Source organism: Marinicella marina, from assembly GCF_030065545.1.
GTDB lineage: Bacteria > Pseudomonadota > Gammaproteobacteria > Xanthomonadales > Marinicellaceae > Marinicella > Marinicella marina.
In genome coordinates, this window is the sequence record NZ_JASJNC010000006.1 from 178429 (window position 1) to 204773 (window position 26345).

A 26345-nucleotide genomic window follows, 5' to 3' on the forward strand; every position below is an offset into this window, starting at 1 on the left:
GTCATGAAGTTTTTGCTGTTGTTATTTGCTTTTTCAATGGCGTCCTCTTTACAGGCCAAAAAAACCAAGCTCTATCACTGTAATCAGGCCGATGGTACAACTGTGATTCAAGACCGAAAGTGTGCAGTTACAGCGTTGCAACAAAAATCACAAGCGACTCGCTCTGAGAGGAAAAAGCCGTTACAAAGGCGGCCAAAGCCGCTGCAACAGCCTCACCAGTCTGTTAAGCCCTCAATGCCCAACAACATCGCGCAAGCACGCAGTCCTTATTTTAGTTTTGGCTGGGCGCGTTTTATACCTGCTAATTGGTCCGTGTATAAACGCCAATCACGCGATCATGAACAGACATGGTGGAGCAGAAAAGTATTGAATTCACCAGCAGAATTCCAAGCCGGGGTGTCATTAAAGGCTTATAAAGACACCATGTCAAACCTGCGCATGGGCGCTTTTGCTCAGGCCTTGTTGCTGTACCACCAAATCAGAGACAATCCAGGCCACCGTTTGTTAGACAGTCAATTCAAAAGCCATGATCGGTTCAAGGTATTCAACATCAAGTACCAACAGCCGAACAATATTTTAACCACCACTGAATATTACATTGATGACCACAACAATGACTTATTTGTCATTACCGCCCAAGCACCCGAAGCCCAATGGTCAGTTCAATGGGGGTTGGCTGAAAAAATCATTAATCAACTCTGATTGTTGTTAATTTATACAGTATTTTTGACGCGTATTTTGCACCCCGGTTGTTAAAGTCTCGTTTTGTTCATAGATTGAACCTCAAGTAGTACTAAATTAGTCCTTTATGTGGTAAAATGCAGTCTATGATAAAGATGTCAAAACTAACTGAATACGGATTTATTGTGATTATGGCCCTGGAAAAATCGCAATCACCGTCCTCAGCTGACTCGGTGTCGCAGCTCACTGGGCTGGAAACGCCCACAGTCAGTAAAGTCATGAAATTATTAAAAAAAGCCGGTTTGCTGAACTCAAAGCTGGGCGCCAATGGTGGCTACTACCTGGTCAAGAAAAAAAGCGACATCTCACTGAATGAAGTGATTATCGCCATGGAAGGAGGGATGTCTTTAACCGAATGTGCAGATGATGATGAGGCATGTCATTTTATGTCTCAGTGTCATATGAGTAGCGGTATGAAGAAGGTCAATCAAATATTATTAGAGGCCCTGCAAAGCGTCAGTGTCAGCGATATTTGGGACGAACAAGATAGAATTAACTTAGAAATTAAATCATGAATCAAAACACAGAAACAAGCAGCGTCGATAACAACGAAGAAAATGCGGTTGTTAAAGCACGTGCCAAACAAAAGTACAAAGAAGGTTTTGTTACTGATATTGAGTCCTTCACCATCCCGCCTGGATTGGATGAGGACACCATTCGGTTGATTTCAGCCAAAAAAGATGAGCCGCAGTGGTTGTTAGACTACCGTTTAGACGCCTTTGAAAAGTGGCAAAAGATGGATCCACCTAATTGGGCTAAATTAAATATACCTGTAATAGATTTTCAGGCCATATCTTATTACTCCTCACCGAATGAACAGGCAAAAAATGCACCTAAATCATTGGATGAAGTTGATCCTAAACTCATCGAAACATATGACAAGTTAGGCGTGCCACTACACGAAAGAGAGCGATTGGCTGGCGTGGCAGTGGATGCGGTGTTTGATTCAGTCTCTGTTGGAACCACTTTCAAAGCTGAACTAGAGAAAGTGGGTGTGATATTTTCATCATTCTCTGAAGCGGTGCATGATCACCCTGAATTGGTCAAAAAATACTTGGGCTCAGTGGTACCATCAAGAGACAATTATTTTGCTGCGCTGAATGCTGCTGTCTTCAGTGACGGCTCTTTTGTTTACATTCCAGAGGGTGTGCGTTGTCCGATGGAGCTTTCTACCTATTTCAGAATCAATGCCATCAACACCGGCCAGTTTGAACGAACTTTGATAGTTGCTGAAGCAGGATCATATGTCAGCTACTTGGAGGGGTGTACAGCGCCGATGCGGGATGAAAACCAACTGCATGCTGCGGTGGTTGAGTTGGTTGCCATGGATGATGCCAAAATCAAATACTCAACTGTGCAAAATTGGTACCCGGGAGACGAAGACGGCAAAGGCGGCATCTACAATTTTGTCACCAAACGCGGTAATTGTCTGGGTAAAAATTCAAAAATTTCATGGACCCAAGTCGAGACAGGTTCGGCCATCACTTGGAAGTACCCCAGCTGTGTATTGCGTGGTGATAATTCCAGCGGTGAGTTTTATTCTGTGGCATTAACCAACAACCACCAACAGGCCGATACCGGAACCAAAATGATACACTTGGGTAAAAACACCAAAAGTACAGTCATTTCAAAAGGCATCTCTGTGGGCAAAAGCCAAAACGCCTACCGCGGTCTGGTTCGTGTGGCCAAAAAAGCCGACAACGCCAGAAATTTTACCCAGTGCGATTCTTTGTTGATTGGTAAGACGTGTGCAGCCCATACTTTTCCTTACACGGAATCTGCCAACATGACAGCCAAGTTAGAGCATGAGGCAACCACCTCAAAAATATCTGAAGACCAACTGAATTACTGTCTACAACGTGGTATCACAGAAGAAGATGCCATCTCATTGATTGTTGATGGGTTTTGTAAAGAAGTATTTAAAGAATTACCTATGGAGTTTGCTGTTGAAGCAAAAGCATTGTTAGACATCTCGTTAGAAGGAGCCATTGGCTGATGTTAAAAATTGATAACGTATACGCCTCTGCTGGCGATAAAGAAATATTGAAAGGTTTGTCACTGGAGGTGAAATCCGGTGAGGTTCACGCCATCATGGGTCCAAATGGTGCAGGTAAAAGCACCTTGGGAAACCTGCTGGCTGGTATGCCTTATGTGCAATCACAGCGTGGTGAAGTTGAGTACATGGGTAAAGACCTGCTTGAACTGGAGCCTGAGGAACGTGCCGCAGAAGGTGTTTTTCTTGCTTTCCAATACCCGGTTGAGATACCCGGCGTGAATAACATGTACTTCTTACGCACGGCATTGAACGCACAGCGCAAATACCGTGGCGAGGAACCGATGGATTCAGCCCAGTTTTTGCGCATGGTGAAACAAAAAATCAAAGACATGAACATGCGTGATGATTTGTTAAAAAGGCCTGTTAATGTGGGTTTTTCAGGTGGTGAGAAAAAACGCAACGAAGTTTTTCAAATGGGTGTTTTAGAGCCCAAGCTGGCAATTCTTGATGAAACTGACTCAGGCTTGGACATTGATGCGTTGAAAATCGTGGCTGATGGTGTCAACCAATTGAGGGCGCCTGACCGGTCCTTCATAATCATTACGCATTACCAGCGTTTATTGGATTACATCAAACCAGATTTTGTACATGTATTGGCAGATGGGAAAATTGTTAAATCAGGCCCGAAAGAATTGGCCTTAGAATTGGAAGAGCAGGGTTATGGCTGGCTTAATAACTGATTGGACAACATTGGCTGATGATCAATTGGTCAATGACAGTAACTTGCCAGACTGGTTGAAAGCCAAAAAACAACAGGCAGTGGCACAATTGAAGACATTGAGCGTACCCAGCAGAAAGCTTGAGTATTGGCGCTACAGCGATGCCAATAGACTTGCTTTGAAAGGGGGCGAAGCATCGCCTTCATCGCTTGAATCACACCCGGTATCTATAGCAAATGATGGGGTTGAGCAAGTGGTGATTAAATTGAATGATAATGGTTTTACCGTTTCAGACAATTGTCCCGGCTCAGTTCGAATCAGTCCAATCAACGCAATTGATGAAAGCCGATGGCTTGATTTGGATATGAATCAAGAAACCGTCGCCAACCTGGCTAATACGGCATGCTTTATGCATGGTGTTTCGGTAGAATGTTCGGCTGCGCTTGAAGTCAATTTGGTGTTTGAGTACGACTACAAATTTGATGAACAATGGCGATACGTGCGCAATCAAATCAATGTCGATACAGGTGCTCAATTCTCGGTAGAAGAGCGTTTCAATTCAGGACAGGTTAATGTGGTTAACGTTTACGATTTGCAACGTGGCAGTGTGGTTAATAGACACCAAATGGCCAATTTATCTGATGCCCAAAATTTGATCAGTTTCAATCAATTTGAGCTCTCTGCCCAGGCACAATTGAACAGCACAAATCAGCATTTAGGCGGCAGCTTACAGCATCACCTACACCGTGTTAACTTCAACGGCAATCAAGCTGTTTTTAAAATGGGCACGGTTAATAAATCAATAAATAACAATAATATAGCTGATTTAGTTGAAGTAAATCATAATAAAAAAAGTAACCAGTCAGATGTCACCCATCGCTCAATAGCTGATGGCGCCTCACAAATTTTCACCAATGCCAAAGCCTTTGTGGCTGTGGGTGCGGATGAATCTGAGATTGAACAAGATTTAAAGAACATTCTGCTCTCACCTGATGCCAAGATTTTCAGTAAACCAGAGCTAGAGGTTTATGCTGATGAGGTGGTTGCTGCGCATGGCTCTACCATTGGTGCTTTAGATGATCAATCGCTGTTTTATCTTCAGTCTCGTGGCATCGATATCAAACAAGCACGTGCCATAATGATTGAATCATTCGAACAGGAGGCTTTACTATGATGCGGCACGAGTTTCCGGGGTTACAACAACAAGTACACGGTAAACCATTGGTGTACTTGGATAATGCCGCCACCGCGCAAAGGCCTCAAGCGGTGCTTGATGCCATCAATAATTACTACCTCAAACACAACGCCAACATTCACCGCGGTGTTCACAGTTTGAGTGAATCAGCGACTGAGTTATACGAACAAGCAAGAAATTCATTGGCACGATTAATCAATGCCCCTTCAGAAAAAGACCTGATTTTTGTCAGGGGTTGTACAGAGGGTGTTAATTTAGTTGCGCAAACTTTTGTCCGAAGCCGAGTCAAAGCCGGTGATGAAATATTGATTTCACACCTAGAGCACCACTCAAATATTGTGCCATGGCAAATCTTGTGCGAACAAACAGGTGCCAAGCTGAAAGTGATTCCCATGAACCAACAAGGCGAGTTGGTTTTGGATGACTTGGATCAACTGCTGAATGAGAGGACCAAGTTCATGTCTGTGGTGCATGTCTCAAATGCGTTGGGTACCATCAACCCTGTTAAAAAGTTGATTGCTGCCGCTCATGCCAAGGATATTCCAGTTTTAATCGACGGTGCGCAAGCCACACCGCACATCAAAGTTGATGTACAAGATTTAGATTGTGACTTTTATACCGTCTCTGGACATAAAATGTATGGGCCAACAGGCTCAGGTATATTGTATGGTAAGTCTGAGCACTTATCAGCCATGCCACCTTATCATGGTGGTGGTGAGATGATCAGTAAAGTCACTTTCGAATCAACGGTTTATAATGCCGTGCCAGCAAAATTCGAAGCGGGAACCCCGAATATTGCCGGTGGCATTGGTTTAGGAGCCGCCGCTGAATTCATGATGACAGTTGGTATGGATAAAATTGCAGAACGAGACCAGGTTTTGAAAGTGTACGCCGAACAAGCGCTGTCTGAAGTACCTGGCTTACGCTTGGTGGGCACGGCGACAAATAAATCCCCAGTGTTCTCTTTTGTTATTGACGGGATTCACGCTCATGACATTGGCACCATCATTGATCACCATGGTGTGGCCATTCGCACAGGGCATCACTGTACCATGCCAATTTTTCAGTTTTATGGCTTGGCCGGTAGCTGTCGTGCTTCGTTGGCATTTTATAACACTGAACAAGAAGTTGATGTTCTGGTAGAATCCCTGCTCAAAGCCAAAGCCATGTTCCAGTGAACATGTTTGAGTAGATGTCGGAATTAAATAAACTTTACAAAAAAGCAGTACTTGCACACAATAAAAACCCACACAATTATGGCAAGCCGGAAACATGGACGCACCATGCCGAGGGCTTGAATGCCATTTGTGGTGATTTGGTTGAAGTTTATTTAACCATTGCTGATGATCGATTGGTTGCAGTGAACTTTGCTGGGGAGAGTTGTGCCATTGCTATGGCATCGGCATCGATGATGACTGAGCTATCAACTGGTTTAACGCTGCAAGACTGGCAAAACAGGTTCAATTTATTCAAACAACTCATGGACCCAAACAACGAGCAAGTGTCATACGATGAACTGGGTGAGGTCAATACCCTCATTACGGTAAAAAAATTTCCCTCTAGAATTAAATCAGCCACCTTATGTTGGTATGCTGTTGATGCTGCCATCAAAGGGCAGTCCAGCACCACCACAGAGTGATCACATCATTATTAATCAATTAAAAAACCAGCCATGAAATCAAACGAACCCAAGATCAGCTTCAGCGACAAAAACTTCACATGGCAAGATGGAAAAAACTGGTTCAATCAAGGTATCATCTTTTTTAAACTGGTGAAGAACATGTGGTACGTCAGCTGTCTGGTTATGGGCGTGTTGTTTTTGTTATTGGCATCTGTGGCATTGCCGCTGGTGGCGGTTTTGGTTATCTTTGCTTCCCCCATGGTCACTGCATTCATTATGAACTGTTGCCAAGCGGTGCGTTTGGGTCAGCCGCTGCAGATCAATATGCTGTGGCAGGATGTGTTCAAACAACTGAATTATTTTTTGTTGTTAGGGCTGTTCTCTGCTTTATTAAGCATGGTAATGCAACAAGTGCATGTCTTGCTATTAAGCGCCTATGAGTTACCTCTTGAGATGACTGAAGAAATGGCTATGAACATGAGTGGCGCAGAGGCACTGCTCAGGGTGCTATTTAACTTGATAACCAACCTCCCGGTTGCCTTGGCCTTGGCCTTTTCACCGGCTTTGATATTATTTAAGCGGGCACATCCCGTGAATGCAATAAAATTCAGTGTATTGGCTGTATTGCGGTCTTGGAAAGCTTTCATCGCTTTGGTATTATTGATTGTTTTGGTGTTTTTTGGTGTATTGATATTAGCCAGTATTGTTGGTTCTGTGGTGCTGATGGTGATGGGCAGTGCTGGCCAATTAGTGGCCAACGTGTTGGTCCTTTTTTTCGTCTTTACAGTGACCGGGATTGGATTGTGCAGCCAATACCAAGCTTTTACCGAACTGTTTGCTGATGATGAGCAAGAGCCAGAGAGTGAAGACACTGAGGTTTATGCTGAAATATAAAAACCAGTGTTCAAAGGTGGTTTGTAATGCATGTGTAAAAAATTGATTTGCTGTTTTGTCATTTGCTTTTTGCCGCTGATTAAAAGAGCGACAAAACAATTGTTTTAAACGGTCATCAAAATGATAGAATCTGCAAGATTAATTTTGATATCACCAGCCTCATGGCGGTTTTAATTACAGAAGGTCAAAGCAGGATAAACGATTTATGACAAAAACCTATCAATCTTCAGACATTGAGGTCTTATCAGGCCTGGATCCGGTCAAAAGACGTCCAGGTATGTACACCGAAACCAATCGTCCCAATCACCTGATTCAAGAGGTGATAGATAACTCTGTGGATGAAGCACTTGAAGGTCATGCCAGTAAAATCAGTGTGGTTTTGCACCAAGATGGTAGCATCGAAGTGGCAGATGATGGTCGCGGGATGCCGGTTGATGTACATGCAGAGCATGGTGTATCAGGCGTGGAATTGATTTTGTGTAAGTTGCACGCTGGTGGTAAGTTTTCGAATAAAAACTACACTTTTTCTGGTGGTCTTCATGGCGTGGGTGTATCGGTGGTTAATGCCTTGAGTCAGCGCTTAGATGTTTGGATAAAACGCGATGGCAAAGAACACCACATTGCCTTTGAACATGGTGAAAAAGTTTCAGAACTTAAAGTGGTCGGTCAAGTAGGGCAGCGCAACACTGGAACCCGCGTACAATTTACCCCAGCCCCTGAGTATTTCGACAGCATCAAGGTGGGGATTAAAAAACTCAAGCATTTACTCAAAGCCAAAGCCGTTCTGTGTTCAGGATTGCGCGTTGATTTTAAAAGTCATTTAGATGACAGCAATGAATCTTGGCAGTTTGAGGATGGGTTACAAGAATATTTGATTGATGAGATTGATGCCGAGGTGATGTTGCCTGCAGCCGGATTTATTGGCGCACAACAAGACGAGGAGTTTGCGGTTGATTGGGCTCTTACTTGGGTACCACAAGGTGAGCTGGTCACTGAAAGTTATGTGAACTTGATTCCAACCGCCCAAGGGGGGACCCATGTGAATGGCCTGCGTACTGGCTTGACTGAGGCCATCAGAGATTTTGCCGACAGCCACAACCTGTTGCCCAGGGGGTTGAAGTTGGCACCGGATGATGTCTGGGATCGGGTCAGCTATGTGCTGTCCACTAAGATGAAAGATCCACAGTTTTCTGGTCAGACTAAAGAGCGCTTATCATCTCGTTCAATCGCCTCGTATGTTTCCAATACCATCAAAGATGCTTTGGTGTTGTGGTTAAGTCAAAATGTGGCTGATGGCGAGCAAATTGCCATGATAGCCATTAATAATGCCCAAAATCGTTTACGCAAAGCCAAACAAGTGGTGCGCAAAAAAGTCACAGCAGGACCTGCGCTGCCGGGTAAGCTTGCTGACTGCAGTTCACAAGATCCGATGTTGGGTGAGTTGTTTTTGGTGGAGGGTGATTCTGCAGGAGGCTCTGCCAAACAAGCTCGCGACCGCGAGTTTCAAGCAATCATGCCGTTGCGCGGTAAAATATTGAATTCATGGGAAGTGGAATCGACTCAAGTCATGGCGTCCCAAGAAGTACATGATTTGGCAGTGGCTATGGGGGTCGACCCCGGTAGCACAGATTTGTCTGGTTTGCGCTATGGGAAAATCATTATTTTAGCTGATGCCGATTCAGATGGTTTGCACATTGCTACGCTGCTGTGTGCCTTGTTTTTGAGGCATTTTGAACCGGTGGTTAGGGCCGGGCACATATTTGTCGCGATGCCACCCTTGTTTCGCATTGATGTGGGTAAGAAAAAGTTTTATGCTGTGGACCAAAGTGAGCGTGACCAAATCCTCAATAAAATTGAGAAAGACAAATTAAAAGGTAAAGTCAGTGTCACGCGCTTTAAAGGTTTGGGTGAAATGAACCCTTCACAACTCAGAGAAAGTGCGATTGCACCAGATACCCGGAGGCTGTTACAACTTTCGGTCTCTGCCGGTGATGATACCCACAGTATCATGGATATGCTGCTGGCCAAGAAAAGAGCCAGTGAAAGGAAATCATGGTTGCAAGAAAAGGGCGACCTGGCTGTTATCTAATTGATATAGTTTGTGTTGCTAATATTCACATGATAAGCTGTCATCATCATTTTAAGAGGGAATCATTTTGACTGAAAACAGTCAATTAAAATCGCAAAACCCAAAAACAAGGATAGTTTTTATGTCTTTGAGTCTCTTGCTGATTGCTATAGTCATTGCAGTCTATGTTCATCGTTCCCAAGATAAGGTGCTTGATCAGATTTTAAAGGGTCAAGCTGAGAGCACCGAAATCAAAGTTGTAAACAGTACTTTAGATTTGTTTTCAGACATCAAAGCAACCAGCGCGCGTTGTACTGCAGAGATGTCGGATAATCAACCCCTTTGGCGGTTAAACGCCAAAGACTTTTTGGCTCGCACCGTGGGTGCAGAATACTTCTGGTTAATTGACTCAGAATATGAAATCGTCTGGTCTGAGCCACGGGATTCTGCCCATCAAAAGCAGATCAATGAGATCATCAGTGATCCCGATATTATCCTGAAGCTGGTACAAACCCGGGAATCAGGTCAAGCCGAAATATCTCAAACTTACAGTTTTAAAGACCAAGTAATAGTTTATATTTTTCAACCGATTGGGGATGCTGACTCGTTCAATGGTTTTTACGTGATTGGTGTGTTGGTTGATAAGTATCTTGATAACATTCTCGGTGACCCAGTTACAGTCGGGCATTACACCAAAGTCTATTCAGGTAAAGACGTGGTATATGCCAATGGTCCTGATTTAGATGATTATTCACAACTCGAATATTTTGAATTAAATATGGACACAGACAGTGACAGCTGGTTGTTTAAAGTTTATCCAACCAACAGCTCATTGGACTTAATTATCTCTCCTATGCCGTATTTCATTGCTTTCGCTGGTGCCATCATTGCGCTGTTGTTTATGCTCACATTGCGTTCTCAACAGAAGGCCAAAAAAGAGTCATTAAAATTAGCCAATGAAATCAGTGAAAAAGAAAAAATTCAATTTGAGTTAGAGTATCTTGCCAACCATGACACTTTAACCCATCTGCCCAATCGTCACTACATCACCAACTTCATCAAAGCCAGGGTAAATTATTCTAAAACTTCAAAACAGCAGTTCACTGTTTTGTTCATTGACTTGGATCACTTCAAAGACATCAACGATACCTTAGGTCACGCGGTGGGTGATGAGATGTTGAAAAAATTGCCTGTACTTTTTAATCGCGTGTTCAGGCATGACGATGTCATTGCTCGCATGGGAGGCGACGAATTCATTGTTTACTTACCCGGAGAGATGAGTGTTTCTGATGTTGAGAAACTGGTTGAAAGGTTTTTGAAGTCTCTAGAATATCCAATTGAGATAGGCGAACATCTGATCAGGTTAACGGGTAGTGTGGGCGTGGCATTTTTTCCACAACATGGTGCCAATGTCACCGAATTACTGTCGCATGCTGATGCCGCACTTTATCGGGCCAAAGACAAAGGACGCAACACATTTGCGATTTATGATTCTGAAATCGAGCAAAAGGCCAAAGACCGCATACAGCTGATATCTAAACTGCATACAGCCCATGAACAAGATGAGTTTGAGATGTATTATCAGCCACGTTATGATCTGGCCAGCAAGCAGATAATAGGTGCAGAGGCGCTGATCAGATGGAACAAGTCCGATGGACAAGTGGAGGAGCCAGCCGGGTTTATTGAATTGTTGGAAGAAACCTCACTGATTATTCCGGTATCATGGAAGATGCTGAGTCGATGTTGTAAGCAGTTTGGAAAATTGTTACAGCATCAACCCAAGCTGTTCATGTCCTTCAATGTCTCTGCCAAACAACTTGAACATCCAGATTTTTTGGTGAATTTACAGAAAGTTTTGAAAAAAACGCAGTTTCCAGCTAAAAATTTAGAGTTGGAGTTGACCGAACAAACTTTGATTCAAAACGTAGAAAACAGCCGCTTCATTTTGGATAGATTAAAAGAAATGGGTATTGCCATTGCCATTGATGATTTCGGTACAGGTTACTCATCGCTTTCTTATTTGAAAAACTTTCAAGTAGATATCTTAAAAATTGATAAGTCTTTCATTCAAGACATAGATTCAGACAAAGATGATTTGGAACTGGTGAAGACCATGATTGCTATGGGTCAAAACCTCAATATCACCACTGTTGCTGAAGGGGTTGAAAATGAGGCGCAAATCGAGCTCCTCAGTGCTGAATCATGTGACCAAGGCCAAGGTTACTATTTCAGAAAAGCCATGAAGTTTTATGACTTTTACCAACTGGCCTCTGAATAGGTGCTCATCAAGCCTGCCAGTTAATCAATTTGTTGCATAATTGACTGCGCCAACCGATTGACATCCTCTGCATTTGTGGCATGTGAGAAAACCAATCTGATGATGTCAGTTGAGCCAGGCCAAACATGAAACTCAAAGCCTTCAATGCGCAATTGTTCAATCACAGTAACTGGTAACTGACAGAATACCTCATTGGCCTCAACTGGATGAATGAATTTTACTTTGGCATTGGTGGTTTGGTGGAAATGTTGTGCCATGTCATTGGCATGTTGCGCCATTTTTAACCACAAGTCATCCTTTAGATAGGCATTGAGTTGGGCACTGACAAAGCGCATTTTGCTGATCAAATGTCCGCTTCTCTTGCGCAGTCTTTTGATTTCTTTGGTCAGGTGTGGGTTGAATACAATCAATGCCTCGGCCATCATCGCGCCGTTTTTAGTGGCACCGAAGGACAACATGTCAATACCAGATTTCCAAGTCATTTCAGCCACATCGCAACCCAGAGAACACAAAGCATTGGCAAAACGTGCACCATCCATATGCAATGTCAGATTGTATTTTTGTTTGATGGCTTTGAGTTGTTCAAGTTCAGCCAGAGAGTAAACGGTTCCAGCTTCACTGCATTGGGTGATACTGATGACGCTGGGTAGTGACTCATGTTCGCCATGAACGCCAGTATGAGACAAGTAGTTATCAAGCGCATTCAAGTCGATTTTGCCATGATCGCCTTTGATAGGAATCAATTTGGCACCACCGGTGAAAAATTCTGGTGCGCCGCATTCATCGGCATTGAGGTGTGCATGTTCATGACATAAGATTGAGCCATAGGGCGGGCAGGCCAAGGTCATGGCAATTGAATTAGCGGCTGTACCGGTTGTCAGGGGTAATACTTCACACCAGCACTGAAACAATTGTTGGCACTGCTCAGTGAAATGATCACTGAATTTATCATAGCCGTAAGATTCTTCAAAACCTGCATTGGCTTCGATGATGGCATTGAGGATTTCTTGGTGTATTGGGGCTTCGTTATCGCTGCGAAAGTTCATGTTGGTATTTTAGTTGGTTTGGTCAATGAATTTAAAAAGGTGCCGTTCCAGTTGCTTTAATTGGGTGTGCGAGCAACAGTATATACCCAAATCTTTGGCCCTGGAAAGCGTGTATTTGTTCAGTGGTTGGTAACTGACTAGCATGGCTTTACCGGAATGCCCGCCGGCCAGTGACTTGATGGTATCCAGTCGATAAATTGCGGTGTTGGCAGCGGATTTGTCAGCTTTGCTGTTACCAAATCGCCGGGTTTTACATTCAATGATGTGCAAGCGATTGTGACATATGGCTGCCACATCGATTTCATTGCGAACTTTACCTTGGTCTCTTACCACGGTCATCCCTTTGGCCAAGTCGGCCAGTTGAGGACGCTGCTTGCGCATGCCATATAGTAAGGCGAAAACATGATTCTCCAGCCAGCCACCATTGCAGTAAAATCGACTGGCATCATCGGTGAATTTGATTTTCTTACCACGTATGGTCAGTTTGCCAGCGGCAGCAAAATGATCCAATAGTTGCTGTAAATGGTGGTTTTTAAAATCGTTTTGTTGCAAGGTATAGCGGTGATTGATATCGGCACTCATCGCCATGTAATTGATGCTACCAATAGCGCGGTCGGCTTGACCGAGTTGTGAAACTATCCACTGGGTTAACTCTCTGGATGCTTTGTCTTCAGGTGAGGTTTGTCCACTGTCAATGATTTGTGTGTTGAAAGATTTCAAGTACTCTTTCAATTTGATTTCATGTGAGAGGTGAATGTCTTTGTGGGTGTGTTTTTCATTCAGCCAATGCAACTCATCGGTGAATTTATCCACCAAAAAAACAGGATAACCGAAATTAGTAAACTGCTCAAAGGCCAATAGCACCAATTTATTGTAGCCGCTGGAGGCGTTAAAAATGATGTCATGTTGTTGATGTGTTTCAATCAACTGAGCAAAATGCTCACGAGCCAACTGGGTATCAAAGTCGATCAGTCCATCTTCACACTTGATGCCGCGGGCCTGTATCGCTGACTTCAGGCCACTGATGTCATCTTGTGGGTGATAAAGCAGGATCACTTTTTCTGCACCTAATGTCAGTGCCGCACTTAAAATGCCTGCATGTTTGGGGTGGAAGATTGCCAAATGAATTTGCATGGCATTATTATATGAAAAAAGCTGTAAGTGTTGTGGTGTTTCTGCGGCTATTGAGTTAAAATTCGCTTTCAATTCGATAACAGTAAAAAGTTGGTTAGCGCCAGCTTTTTTTACGCCTTTAAGAGTTGAGCAAAGTGTCTAAACTACAGCAATTATTATTTCCCCGAAGTCAGCCCAACAGCGCCATTTTGGCCTTAGCGGATGGCAGCATATTTCATGGCATGGCCCTGGGTGCCACCGGTACCACAGTCGCCGAAGTGGTATTCAATACCGCAATGACCGGATACCAAGAAATCTTATCTGACCCATCGTATGCCGATCAGATGGTGACTTTGACTTATCCGCACATTGGTAATACCGGTACCAACCCAGCAGATAACGAATCCAAATCAGTTCATGCCAAAGGTTTGATCATCCGCGATTATCCCGCATTGGCCAGTAATTGGCGCGATCAACAAGATTTGAACGCCTACCTCAAAGAACATGGTGTGGTTGCAATCAGTGACTTAGATACCCGCGCATTAACCAATTTATTGCGCCAAAACGGTTCTCTGAATGGCTGCATCATGAGTGGTGAAGACCTAGATGAGCAACGCGCGATTGAACTGGCTCAAGACTTTGCTGGTTTAGAAGGCAAGGACCTGGCCAAAGAAGTCACTTGTAGGCAACCTTATGAGTGGCAAGAGGGCACATTTAATTTAAAGAAAAATGCCTTCAAGCACCCACAGAGCGATCAGCTGAAAGTGGTTTGTTATGATTTTGGCGTCAAGCACAACATCCTCAGAATATTGAAAGAATTGGGTTGTGATCTGACTGTAGTGCCGGCGCAAACGCCAGCTGAATCCGTGTTGGCGATGAATCCTGATGGGGTGTTTTTATCCAACGGGCCCGGAGATCCAGCGGCCTGTGATTATGCCATTTCAGCTTGCCAACAATTTTTAGCGGAGAAAATGCCACTGTTTGGCATTTGTTTGGGCCATCAAATCTTGGCCCTGGCCCTGGGTGCAAAAACCAGTAAAATGAAATTTGGTCACCATGGCGCCAATCACCCTGTTGAAAACTGCACCGATAAAACGGTCTTAATTACCAGTCAGAATCACAACTTTGCGGTAGCAGAAACGCAATTGCCGGATAGCCTAGAAGTGACGCACCGCTCACTGTTCGACGGCAGTATCCAAGGCGTTAAACACAAAACACTGGCCGCTTATGGTTTTCAAGGTCACCCGGAAGCCAGTCCTGGACCCCATGAGGCCAAGCAGTTGTTTCAACCTTTTATCACCCAAATGAAGGAGCAGGCTCATGGCTAAACGCACAGATATTAAGAGTATTTTGGTGTTGGGTGCTGGACCCATAGTGATAGGACAAGCTTGTGAGTTTGATTATTCTGGCACCCAAGCATGTAAAGCGCTGAAAGACGAAGGTTATCGAGTGATTTTGGTCAACTCCAACCCAGCCACCATCATGACTGACCCAGAAACGGCTGACAGCATCTACATTCAGCCCATCAACTGGCAAACCGTAGCCAAGATCATAGAAATTGAAAAACCTGATGCCTTGCTACCTACCATGGGTGGTCAAACCGCTTTGAACTGTTCATTGGATTTGGTCAGCCAAGGGGTGTTGCAGAAATTCGGCGTCGAGATGATTGGTGCATCCAGAGAAGCCATCGATATGGCAGAGGACCGTGAACAATTTCGCGTGGCCATGGAAGACATCGGGCTGGAATGTGCCAAGTCTTTCATCGTACATGACATGGATGAGGCCAGGATGGCGCAAAAAGACATCGGCTATCCAGTGATTATTCGTCCCTCATTCACCCTCGGTGGCACCGGTGGTGGCATTGCTTATAACTTAGAGGAATTTGAGGAAATCACCGCTGAGGGTTTGAAATTATCGCCCACCACGGAGGTTTTATTGGAAGAATCGCTGTTGGGCTGGAAAGAATACGAAATGGAGGTTGTGCGCGATAAAGCGGATAACTGCATCATCATTTGCTCGATTGAAAATTTAGACCCCATGGGTGTCCACACAGGTGATTCAATCACCGTGGCTCCTGCCCAAACCTTGACCGATAAAGAATACCAAGTGATGCGTGATGCTTCACTGGCTGTATTGCGTAAAATTGGCGTTGAGACCGGTGGTTCCAACGTCCAATTTTCTGTCAACCCAGCTGATGGTCGCTTGATTGTGATTGAGATGAACCCAAGGGTCTCTAGGTCTTCAGCTTTGGCTTCAAAAGCCACTGGCTTTCCCATTGCTAAAGTGGCAGCCAAGCTGGCCATTGGTTATACCTTGGATGAATTACAGAATGAAATCACTGGTGGTGCCACCCCGGCTTCTTTTGAGCCAACCATTGATTACGTGGTGACCAAAATACCGCGTTTCGCTTTTGAGAAATTCAATAACAGCATCGATCGACTCAGTACCCAAATGAAATCTGTTGGTGAAGTGATGGCCATTGGTCGTACTTTCAATGAATCATTACAAAAAGCTTTGCGTGGTTTGGAAACAGGTAAGTCAGGTCTGGATCCGGTGGTCACTGATAAACAAATACAAGCTGGTTTTGATTTAGTCAAAGAAATTCGTGAACCTTCATCGGAAAGGCTGTTTTATGTTGCCGATGGTTTCAGACAAGGTATGAGCAGTGAAGAAATACATCAAATTTCAAGAATTGACCCGTGGTTTTTAAACCAGATTGAACACTTGGTGCAGTTAGAACTGGCTCTTGAAGGATGTCAACTGGGCGACTTAGATGCTGCTCAAATGCGGCAGCTGAAACGTGAGGGTTTTGCAGATGTTAGGTTGGCTGAAATTTTGAATTGCAGTGAGCAGGCTGTGCGTTACTTCCGTCACAGCAACGATATAAAACCGGTATTTAAACGCGTCGACTCATGCGCCGCTGAATTCGAGGCTCCCACCGCTTATTTCTATTCAACTTATGAACAACACTGTGAGGCCAACCCCACAGATAAGGACAAAATCATGATACTTGGTGGTGGACCCAATCGAATCGGCCAAGGCATTGAATTTGATTACTGTTGTGTGCATGCATCGTTGGCTTTGAAAGAAGCGGGGTTTGAAACCATCATGGTTAACTGCAACCCAGAGACAGTATCTACCGATTACGATACCTCAGACCGGCTGTACTTTGAGTCATTGACGCTGGAAGATGTACTGGAAATTGTTCAAGTTGAGCAGCCAAAGGGGGTGATTGTTCAATATGGCGGACAAACCCCGTTGAACCTAGCCAACGCCCTGGAACAAGCAGGTGTACCCATCATTGGTTCATCACCTGAGTGTATCGACAAAGCCGAGGACCGCGAACAGTTCAAAGCCATGCTGGACAAGCTGAACTTGAAGCAACCGCCCAATGGTACAGTCACCTCTGCTGAAGCAGCGATTGCTGTTGCAGAGGATATTGGTTTCCCTTTGGTGGTCAGACCTTCTTATGTTTTGGGTGGAAGAGCGATGGAGGTGGTGCATTCCCAGCAGGAGCTTAAGCGCTACATGAATGAAGCGGTGCAAGTATCCAATGATTCACCGGTGTTACTCGATCGCTTTTTAGATCACGCCATTGAAGTGGATGTTGATGTGATTTGTGATGGTCAAGACTTTATGGTGGGTGGCATCATGGAACACATCGAACAAGCCGGGGTGCACTCGGGTGATTCAGCTTGTTGTATCCCACCTTTTACGCTGTCGCTTGAAACCCAAAAAGAGTTGGCTCGTCAGTGTGAATTAATGGCCAAAGAACTCAATGTGGTGGGTTTAATGAATACCCAATTTGCCATTCAAGGTGAGGACATCTACATTTTGGAGGTCAATCCTCGAGCCTCAAGAACGGTGCCTTTCGTTTCAAAAGCTTCAGGCTTACCGTTGGCTAAAATAGCCGCTTTGTGTATGGCTGGCATTGGTTTAAAAGAGCAGGGTGTGACTGAGCGATTGGATTTGAACCATTATTCAATCAAAGAACCGGTTTTTCCGTTTGTTAAATTCCCTGGTGTTGATCCAATTTTAGGTCCTGAAATGCGCTCAACGGGTGAAGTGATGGGCATTGGTAAGACATTTGGTGCAGCTGTAGCCTCATCAAAACTGGCGGCCAGTGTGGATATGCCCAGAAGTGGTAAGGCTTTTGTCAGTGTCAGAGAGGCTGATAAAGAGAAGTTAATTCCGTTGGCAAAACAGCTTCGAGAGTTGAATTTCGAGTTGGTGGCCACACATGGTACTTGTCAGTTGTTGAGGAATGCTGGTTTGTTTTGTGAAAGTGTGAATAAGGTGATAGAAGGTCGTCCGCACATCGTTGATAAAATAAAATCCAAGGAAATTCATTTCATCATCAACACCACAGAGGGTGCGCAAGCCATTGCTGATTCGGCTTCCATCCGTAAGGAAGCACTGAAGCAAAGCATCAACTACACCACCACCATTGCTGGTGCTGCTGCTACAATTGCTGCTTATGATTATTTAAATCAACAAGAAATATACTCATTGAAAGAGTTACACGAACAATAGGAAAACACCATGAACAGAGATCCAATCACCAAAAAAGGTGCTGAGCAACTGAAAGCTGAACTGAAAAGACTGAAGACCGAAGAGCGTCCTAAGGTCATTGATGCTGTGGCTGAGGCTCGCGCTCATGGTGACCTGAAAGAAAATGCAGAATACCATGCAGCCCGAGAACAACAATCATTCACTGAAGGCCGCATTGCTGAACTAGAAGGCCTGATTGGCAATGCCCAAGTCATTGATGTGACTGAGTTAAATGTGGGTGACAAGGTTGTTTTTGGTGCCACGGTGGTATTGGAAGAAGAAGATTCAGGTGATCATGTGACTTATCAGATTGTGGGTGATGCTGAAGCCGACATTGATGCCGGTAAAATTTCTATCTCATCTCCCATAGCCCGTGCCTTGATTGGTAAAAGTGAAGACGATGAAGTTGAGGTACAAGCCCCAGGTGGTGATAAAATCTACTTCATTGAATCGATTCAATACATTTAATTCTATGAGCAGGTCATGACCCAAGCCAAAGTGGTCAGAAGAACTGTTCCCCAAAACAAGCTGTTAGGTGGTGAACATTTACACCACCTGATACAAAGGATTTATTTGGCCCGAGGTATAGTCGATTTCTCTGAAGTTGATTACCGTCTTAAAAACCTCCAAGCACCCCATGGTTTCAAGGGCATTGATGCCGCTGCTGAACTCATCTACAGCGCCATCAAACAGCAACAGCGCATAGTGATTGTGGGTGACTTTGATGCCGATGGGGCCACTTCCACGGCTTTGGTGATGCGTGCACTGCGCTTGATGGGTGCCCAGTATGTAGACTTTGTGGTGCCCAATCGTTTCGAGTTTGGGTATGGCCTGACCGTTGAACTGGTCGAAGTCCTGGCACAACAGCAGGCTGAGCTGGTGATTACCGTTGATAATGGTATTTCTTCTTTTTATGGTGTGAGTCAAGCCAAATCACTGGGTATGAATGTCATTATCACTGACCACCATTTACCGCCCGAACAATTACCACCAGCTGACGCCATAGTAAACCCGAACTGTGCTGGTGATGAATTTCCGAGTAAATCACTGGCAGGTGTCGGTGTCGCGTTTTATTTGATGACGGCTGTCAAAGCCACCTTGCTTGCTGATAATTGGTTTGAACAGAGGCAACTGAAGCCCCCGAACTTGGTTCAATTTTTAGATTTGGTGGCACTCGGTACAGTGGCTGATTTGGTGCCGTTGGATAAAAATAACCGCATTTTGGTAGATGCTGGGTTACAGCGCATCAAACAACAGCGCTGTTGTCTTGGCATCAATGCCTTGTTTGCTGTGGCTGGTGTGCAGCAGCCCAGTGCTGATGCAGATGCGCTGGCCTTTTACGTGGCCCCAAGACTGAATGCCGCCGGTCGCCTGGAGGACATGAGCATCGGCATCAATTTATTACTGACAGATGATGCCAAAGAGGCCAAGGGCTTGGCGCATGAGCTACAAGCGATTAACCAACAGCGGAAAACCATTCAAGCAGACATGCAACGGTTTGCTGATTCGGTGGTTGATGAATTAAAACAACAAGATGAGTTACCTGAAGCGATTTGTTTGTACCATGAAAACTGGCACCAAGGCGTGGTGGGCTTACTGGCTTCAAAAGTCAAAGAATACACCCACCGACCGGTGATTGCTTTTGCCAAAGAAAGTGCCACATCCAAATGGGTCAAAGGTTCAGCCAGGAGCATAAAGGGATTGCATATTCGTGATGTACTGGTTGATATTGATGCCAACCACCCGGGTTTAATCAAAAAATTTGGAGGCCATGCCATGGCCGCTGGTTTGACTTTGGCATGCGAAAACCTGAACACTTTTAAAAATCTATTCACAGCAATGGTCAATCAACACTTGGACGAATCGAGTTTGGAGCAAACCATTTATTCTGATGGCGCTGTGGATGTGGACGATTTGCGTTTGCGCACCGCTGAACTGATACAAGCAGCTGGCCCTTGGGGTCAGCGCTTTGATCAACCGGTATTTGATGACTGGTTCATTATCAAGAAAAAACAATTGGTTGGTGACAACCACACCAAACTGACACTGCAGACCACTAATTTAGAGAAGCAAATTGCAGCCATTGCTTTTAACAAGCATCCCAATGACTTCAGTCAAGAGGGCAAAAACATCCATGTCTGTTATCAAATGATGGTCAATGAGTTTCGCAACCGACGCAGTTTACAGCTGAAGATAGATCACGTCATTCAATAGTCACCTTTTCAGAGTCTCAATCATTTTCCGCCTTTTGCTGGTTCGCTTGATCCTAAAGCAAACATTATTTATTACTGAATTTTTGTGATTTACGCCACAAATTCTTTAATAAAGAACTTATTTCATTGAAAATTAATGGTTTCAAAGCCAAAATAATCTATAGTTTAATTGCAATTAACTGCCAGCATAGGCATCAAAAGAGAGAAGGGATATGAAAGGGTTAAGGTTATTTTTAACGGTCTTGGGTGTGTTTTTAGGTGTGCAAGCTTGGGCGCAGACGGATTTGTCTATAGTGACCAGTGACACGCTGTACCAATTTTCAGGTGATGGACAAGAAAACTTCATCACTTATGAATTTGATAATTTTGGTCCGAACAGTGCCAGTGGTGGTGTAACCGTGACATTCACCAAAGACATGTTTGTTGACCCCAGTTTTGATTTCAGCAGCGTCAATACCGGAGATTTTAACTGCAATCCAAATGGTGACAGCATGGTTTGTGATTTATTACCGACTAGTTTTGACCCATTCACTCCTGTTTTTATTGATCTCGGTGTTATTATCCAGCCAGGGGATTTCGACTTGGCTCCGGCATTTTCGGTAAACATCAATGATCAAAGTGGGCAAGATTCTGATTTATCCAATAACAGCCTTTTTGTAGATTTAGAATATACGGCCGGTGGTGCCTTAGACTTTCAAGTGACTTTATTGAATCCCACACAGCCCATCCAATACCCAGCGGGAAGCGGCACCCAAACCATGGATTTTGAAATCAGAAACCTGGGACCGTTGGCAGAGGGTGATCAAACTACAGTTACATTTGATATCAGCCCTGATTTAGACCCACAATTTGCCAACCCAGCTTCAGCAACTTCCTCAGATCCTGCATGGAGTTGTTTCGCTGTCACCGGACAAGTGATTTGTGATTACGCAGCAATTTTTGATCCATTCACAGCCAGTGTGATTAATTTAACCATTCCAGTACCAGATAATGTGCCAGTCCCTGCCACCATCAACAATGCGGTGGGCGTAAGTATGTTCAATGTGCTGGGCGACAGTGACCCCAGCAACAATACTTTCCAATACCCGATTGAAATCATCACCGCTGGTTCAGCGGAAATTGAGGTGGTTAAAAGTGTTGTCGGTAACCTCACGCAAATTATTCAAGGTGAGCAGTTGGAATACATCATTGATGTCAACAATACCGGTGCAGGAGTGGCCAGTAATGTCGATATCGTCGATGCCTTACCGGTTGGAGTTACATACCAAAGCCACAGCGAATTGGGTCCCAATTTTACCTGTAGTTTTGCCAATAATACCGTCAGTTGTAATGCGCCCAATTTACCGGTCACTGCCAGTCAAGACGGTGTCAGTATCATTGTCACCGCCGATGGCCCCATTGGTGCAGGTGTGACCAATACAGCCTCCAGTACTTTTTTGGATAGTAACCCATCAGATAACACCTCAGCAGTGTTTTTTAATATCATTGCTCCTGTGGCTGATTTGGACATAACCATGACCACTGATTCAGCCAATTATTTGGTTGGAGATTTAATCACTCATGATCTGACGCTACACAATCCAGTCACATCTAATGCAGCACCTGAAAATGCTGAATTATCTGTGGTTCTGTCACCTGAGTCAGTTTTTGTCAATGCCCAAGAAACTTCCGGCATCGGGTTCAATTGTGTCCATGATGGTTCGCCCGCTGGTGGCGTAGTTACCTGTGATTCTCAAGGCAATGCTTTGCCAATTGGCACCAATACACTGTTTGAAATTACGGCGGTAGCTGATGCGCCAACACCTGCAACTTCCTCTCAAGCTGATGCTTCCATCACCAGTGACTTTGATTCAAATCCAACGAACGACACCGCCTCAGCCTTCTTTTTTATTAACGCCGCGGTCGCTGATTTCAGCATCAATAAAACAGTCAGCGGTACCAATTTCGCCGTCGGTGATACCTTTACTTACGTGCTGACGATTAATAACCCTGTGCCTTCGACAGCCAGCCCGACTGATGTGGAAATATCTGACCAGTTGCCGAACGAACTTTCTTATGACTCATTTATTGTTGGCACAGCATTGGGCACCAATATCAATTGTAACCATGATGGTGCCAACAATGGTGGTTTGTTAACTTGCAACACAGGTGGAGCGCCGTTCCCGCCAGGTGAAACGGTGACCATTGATGTCAATGTGACAGCGGCAGTTGCCAGTAACAACATCAATAACACCGCCACTGCTGAAACGGTTGTTGATGCCGATGGTGTTACCAATAACAACAGCGCCACAGCACCTACGGTGATTGTCACAGGGCCTTCATTAACCACAGTTTCCGCCACAAAAACAGCTCAGGTTGCAGGATTGGCGGTGACACAAGTAGGATACGGACAAAACTTTGAGTATTTGTTAGTGGTTGAAAATACGGGATTCAATGATGCGGTTAATGTGCAAGTCACAGACACATTGCCAGCCGAAGTCAGCTTGGTGAACGTATTATCTAATGGTTGGACTTGTAATGCGGTGCAAGTCAGGGCTGGAGATTTTGGTAATAGTGATGTGGATTGTGTGTTGGATACTGTCTTGGCCGCTGGTGCCACTGCACAAATCGTGGTTGAGGTGGTTGCCACCAACAACACCTCCATCACCTCCATCACCAACCAGATGGAAGTCAACGCCGATAATATTGGGCCGCAAGTGATTGATCAAGTCACTGTTGGGTTGTTAAATCCACAGGCAGCTTTGAACTTGAGCCAGAATCCAAGTCCAGTAGATCCTGAGGGTGATGTTGAGTTTGGACTGTTGATCGAAAATAACGGAACAGTTGATTTGAATGGCTTACAATTGGTGAGTCAGCTGCCAACAGGCTTTACTTACAATGGCTTTATTACCAATGATGGATGGGCTTGTAATGAAAACGCAGGCACACTGACTTGCACCTTAACTGCTACTTTAGCCAGTGCGTCATCGACCAGTCTTAACATTGAGGCCACTGCACCCATCCCTCAGGCCAATCAGACGTATCAACTGAACAGCACGCTATCAGCCAATGAATTACCAGCAGATGTCAATGCCAGTTTAACGGTCGCTTTCAGTACCAGTGATTTTGCTCTGAACATTCAAAGCAACCCAGGTGAAGTACAAGTGGGTACACCATTCAAGCACCTGATTAGTTTAAACAACACCGGCAATTTTGACTTGGTTGATGTTAATTTGGCCTATGCGAACTCAGACAGCGCAACCGTTACTGGATTAGTTGTCCCTGGATTTGTCTGTAATGAAATTTCAAATGCTTATCAATGCAGTAACAGTGACCCATTGGCCACCAATACTTTGGTTCAAGCTGAAGTCACCTTGGTGGCACAACAAGCCGGTTCCTTAGTCAGTGGTAACGTCTCAGTCACCGCAGATGGCATTGGTAAGTCAGTCACCACCACCACTGTGGTGCAATCAGATATTGAAAATGATTTGGCTTTGTCGCAAACAGTATCTGCCACACAAGTTGAAACCAATAACCCTTTTGATATTCAATTAGAAGTTACCAACCTGGGCCAAAACCCACAAAGCGGATTCTCCGTGACAGATGAACTACCACAGGGAGTGGTGTTCCAGCGAGCAGTTGGAACTAATTGGAATTGTGCTGGTACTGCAGTGATTAGTTGTGATTTTTCAGGAACTTTAGAAAGTAATCAAAGCACACAGTTAACCTTTGAGTTGGTGGCGCCAGATTCAGCTGGTTTGATCAGTAATACGGCGACATTGGTAGTCAACAACGATGACAATCCAGCTAATAACAGCAGCACAGCAAACATCAATGTGGCGGTCGGTACCGGTGGTGCAGCACGGGCTGACTTGGCATTGGATGTGATTGTCAGTGGCAATGACGTGTTAAGCACTGATCAATTGGTTTGGACTATCAATATTCAAAATTTTGGTCCTGATACGGCTGAAAATGTGAGTTTATTCAATGCTTTACCCAACGGATTTATTGCTGAATCTGTCGAAGTTAGCAACGGTGCAGAGTGTGTTTTATTGGCTACTTCTTTGCAGTGTGACATTGTCAGCCTGGCATCTGAGGCGTCCAGCACTGTGCGGCTTGAAGGCAGTTTCATGAATGGTTTTGAAGGGGTATTACTGAACACCTTTGAAGTCAGTTCTGATGCCATCGACCCTGATGCCAGCAACAACATCAGTAACAACGAAATAACCGTAACTTCAGTGGAAAACCTGCAAGCCGATTTGGGTTTGGCATTATCTGTCAGTAACCAAGCAGTTCAACAGGGTGATGTGTTTGAGCTGAGTTTCAACGCCATGAATATGGGCCCTGACAGAGCAATCAATGCCCGCATAGAAGGTGGTTTATCGGGATTGGTTGATTCGCTTCAGTTTTTAAATACCAGTGGTTGGGCTTGCCAAGCTTCAGGGAATAATTTTATCTGTTCGTTCCCGGGTGAGTTCACGGTGGGCATGAGCTCAATGATCGATTTAAGGGTCAGTACCCAACAAGTGGTGCAACAGTCACAGCCTCTGGTTTTCAATGCCAACATCTCATCTGATGCAATGGATAGCCAACCTGGCAATAACATCATTGGCTTTACCAATGAGGTGACACGCACCCCAACTGAAGATGAAATATTCAGCCGTTTCCAAACAGCAGTGGGCTCTTCAGCCAGTGAGACTGTGATTCAATCCATCCGCAATGTATCCAGCTATTGTGCGCGCAGTTATTTCAGTGCCATTGAGGGTCTGTGTGAGGAGTTCATTGAAGATGCCACTCCAGAAAATGGCGCAGATATTATCAATGCTATGGAAGAATTAACCCCCAATGAGGTGGCAGCGCAGTCTAACTCGGCTGCTGAAATCATCACCTCACAGTTCCGAAACGTCGGTTCGCGCTTAGCACAATTGCGTGGTGGCGGAGGCTCAGGCTTCAGCGTTGCTGGTCTTAATGCCCGCTACGGCAATGAATCCTTACCACTGGGTATGTTGGCTTATTTGAATCAGTCAGAAGAAGAACAACAAGCAGTCAGCAACATCAATGACTTTGTATCGCCGTGGGGTTTCTTCGTTAATGGCAGTATATCTATGGGTGAACGTGACGCCACCGGCCGTGAACTGGGCTTTGATTTTGATACTTTTGGCCTGACAGCTGGTGTTGATTATCGCTTCAGTGCAACCAAAGTGGCTGGTTTGGCTTTGGGTTACGCTAATTTTGATTCTGAAATTGAGGGTGAAGCTGAGATGCAATCAACTGGCTTTACCTTGACTGGTTATGGCTCTTTCTACCTCAGAGATAATTTCTATGTCGATGGCAGGCTCAGTTACGGTAACCCGGATTTTGAACAAAAACGTCGCATTAATTTCAGTGTTGATGAGATAGTCATTGATCGGGTTGCCAGTGGCGATACCGATGCCGATCAATACTCAGTGGCAATGAGTGCCGGTTATCATTTCAATAAGAACTCCTGGGTCATCACACCCAACGCCTCCATGCGCTATGTAAAAACCACCATCGATGCATTCCAAGAAACTGGTGCAGGTGGCTTTAACTTTGCTTTTGGGGAACAAGAAGTGACCAGCATGGTTTGGTCAGTGGGTGCCAGTGTGTCCAAGGCCATCAGTTTAAAAAATGGCATCATTTCTCCACAATTCGATTTCAATTTCAGTCGTGAAACTGAAAATGACGGTGGTTTGCTTGAAGCCAGGTTCATCGATGCACCTGATGATGAAATCTTTTTCATCGGTACCGACGAGCCAGACCGTACATTCGGTTCAGCCGGTATCGGTTTGGTGTTTATTGGTGCCAATGGCAAACAAGCATACATCAACTATCGCAGTATATTTGGGTTAGATGGATTTACAAGAGGCACCATCAACATCGGTGCCAGATTTGAGTTTTAAAGGTGAAAAT

The 26345-nt window shown here is 44.7% G+C and carries 17 protein-coding genes; 15 read left to right on the top strand and 2 right to left on the bottom strand.

Features of this window, described 5'->3' with window-relative positions:
• The first annotated feature begins 3 nt into the window (after positions 1-3).
• The 10 genes from QNI24_RS10755 to QNI24_RS10800 all read left to right on the top strand — a co-directional run bounded on the left by QNI24_RS10755 (position 4) and on the right by QNI24_RS10800 (position 11512).
• Positions 4-702, top strand: coding sequence for a hypothetical protein (locus tag QNI24_RS10755; protein WP_267177133.1), 699 nt, complete (start codon positions 4-6; stop codon positions 700-702).
• Between the two features lie 134 nt (positions 703-836).
• Complete coding sequence (locus QNI24_RS10760) at positions 837-1256, top strand: SUF system Fe-S cluster assembly regulator (RefSeq protein ID WP_267177134.1); 420 nt, start codon at positions 837-839, stop codon at positions 1254-1256.
• Positions 1253-2737 carry a Fe-S cluster assembly protein SufB gene (gene sufB / locus QNI24_RS10765; RefSeq protein WP_267177135.1) on the top strand — a complete coding sequence of 495 codons (1485 nt, stop codon included), beginning with the start codon at positions 1253-1255 and terminating at the stop codon, positions 2735-2737. Before QNI24_RS10760 ends, sufB begins: the two co-directional genes overlap by 4 nt.
• Positions 2737-3477: a Fe-S cluster assembly ATPase SufC gene (gene sufC / locus QNI24_RS10770; protein WP_267177136.1), complete on the top strand. Its 741-nt coding sequence runs from the start codon at positions 2737-2739 to the stop codon at positions 3475-3477. The genes sufB and sufC overlap by 1 nt, the downstream gene beginning before the upstream one ends.
• Complete coding sequence (locus QNI24_RS10775) at positions 3458-4630, top strand: SufD family Fe-S cluster assembly protein (protein WP_267177137.1); 1173 nt, start codon at positions 3458-3460, stop codon at positions 4628-4630. Before sufC ends, QNI24_RS10775 begins: the two co-directional genes overlap by 20 nt.
• Positions 4627-5829: an aminotransferase class V-fold PLP-dependent enzyme gene (locus QNI24_RS10780; protein ID WP_267177138.1), complete on the top strand. Its 1203-nt coding sequence runs from the start codon at positions 4627-4629 to the stop codon at positions 5827-5829. Before QNI24_RS10775 ends, QNI24_RS10780 begins: the two co-directional genes overlap by 4 nt.
• 14 nt (positions 5830-5843) lie before the next feature.
• Positions 5844-6290 carry a Fe-S cluster assembly sulfur transfer protein SufU gene (sufU, locus tag QNI24_RS10785; RefSeq protein ID WP_267177139.1) on the top strand — a complete coding sequence of 149 codons (447 nt, stop codon included), beginning with the start codon at positions 5844-5846 and terminating at the stop codon, positions 6288-6290.
• 33 nt (positions 6291-6323) lie between these two features.
• Positions 6324-7166 carry a BPSS1780 family membrane protein gene (locus QNI24_RS10790; protein WP_267177140.1) on the top strand — a complete coding sequence of 281 codons (843 nt, stop codon included), beginning with the start codon at positions 6324-6326 and terminating at the stop codon, positions 7164-7166.
• Between the two features lie 205 nt (positions 7167-7371).
• Positions 7372-9255, top strand: a complete 1884-nt coding sequence (gene parE / locus QNI24_RS10795) for a DNA topoisomerase IV subunit B (protein WP_267177141.1) — start codon at positions 7372-7374, stop codon at positions 9253-9255.
• A 121-nt stretch (positions 9256-9376) separates the two neighbouring features.
• Entirely contained in the window at positions 9377-11512 is a 2136-nt protein-coding gene (locus tag QNI24_RS10800) for a putative bifunctional diguanylate cyclase/phosphodiesterase (protein WP_267177142.1), read from the top strand.
• Between the two features lie 20 nt (positions 11513-11532).
• Here QNI24_RS10800 and QNI24_RS10805 read toward each other — a convergent pair whose 3' ends face one another.
• Together QNI24_RS10805 and QNI24_RS10810 are read right to left on the bottom strand one after the other, a co-directional pair.
• Positions 11533-12558 (bottom strand): threonine aldolase family protein, encoded by a 1026-nt coding sequence (locus QNI24_RS10805; protein ID WP_267177143.1) that lies wholly within the window; start codon positions 12556-12558, stop codon positions 11533-11535.
• A 9-nt stretch (positions 12559-12567) separates the two neighbouring features.
• Positions 12568-13692 carry a Card1-like endonuclease domain-containing protein gene (locus QNI24_RS10810; RefSeq protein ID WP_267177144.1) on the bottom strand — a complete coding sequence of 375 codons (1125 nt, stop codon included), beginning with the start codon at positions 13690-13692 and terminating at the stop codon, positions 12568-12570.
• 134 nt (positions 13693-13826) lie between these two features.
• Here QNI24_RS10810 and carA point away from each other — a divergent pair, with 134 nt between their 5' ends.
• From carA to QNI24_RS10835, 5 genes are all read left to right on the top strand, one after another.
• Positions 13827-14999 carry a glutamine-hydrolyzing carbamoyl-phosphate synthase small subunit gene (gene carA, locus QNI24_RS10815; protein ID WP_267177145.1) on the top strand — a complete coding sequence of 391 codons (1173 nt, stop codon included), beginning with the start codon at positions 13827-13829 and terminating at the stop codon, positions 14997-14999.
• On the top strand, positions 14992-18204 hold the full coding sequence (gene carB / locus QNI24_RS10820) for a carbamoyl-phosphate synthase large subunit (protein ID WP_267177146.1): 3213 nt from the start codon (positions 14992-14994) through the stop codon (positions 18202-18204). Before carA ends, carB begins: the two co-directional genes overlap by 8 nt.
• Positions 18205-18213: 9 nt before the next feature.
• Positions 18214-18690, top strand: coding sequence for a transcription elongation factor GreA (gene greA / locus QNI24_RS10825; RefSeq protein WP_267177147.1), 477 nt, complete (start codon positions 18214-18216; stop codon positions 18688-18690).
• A gap of 15 nt (positions 18691-18705) precedes the next feature.
• Positions 18706-20436, top strand: coding sequence for a single-stranded-DNA-specific exonuclease RecJ (gene recJ, locus QNI24_RS10830; protein ID WP_267177148.1), 1731 nt, complete (start codon positions 18706-18708; stop codon positions 20434-20436).
• Positions 20437-20647: 211 nt separating this feature from the next.
• Positions 20648-26335 carry an autotransporter domain-containing protein gene (locus tag QNI24_RS10835; RefSeq protein WP_267177149.1) on the top strand — a complete coding sequence of 1896 codons (5688 nt, stop codon included), beginning with the start codon at positions 20648-20650 and terminating at the stop codon, positions 26333-26335.
• Positions 26336-26345 lie beyond the last annotated feature (10 nt).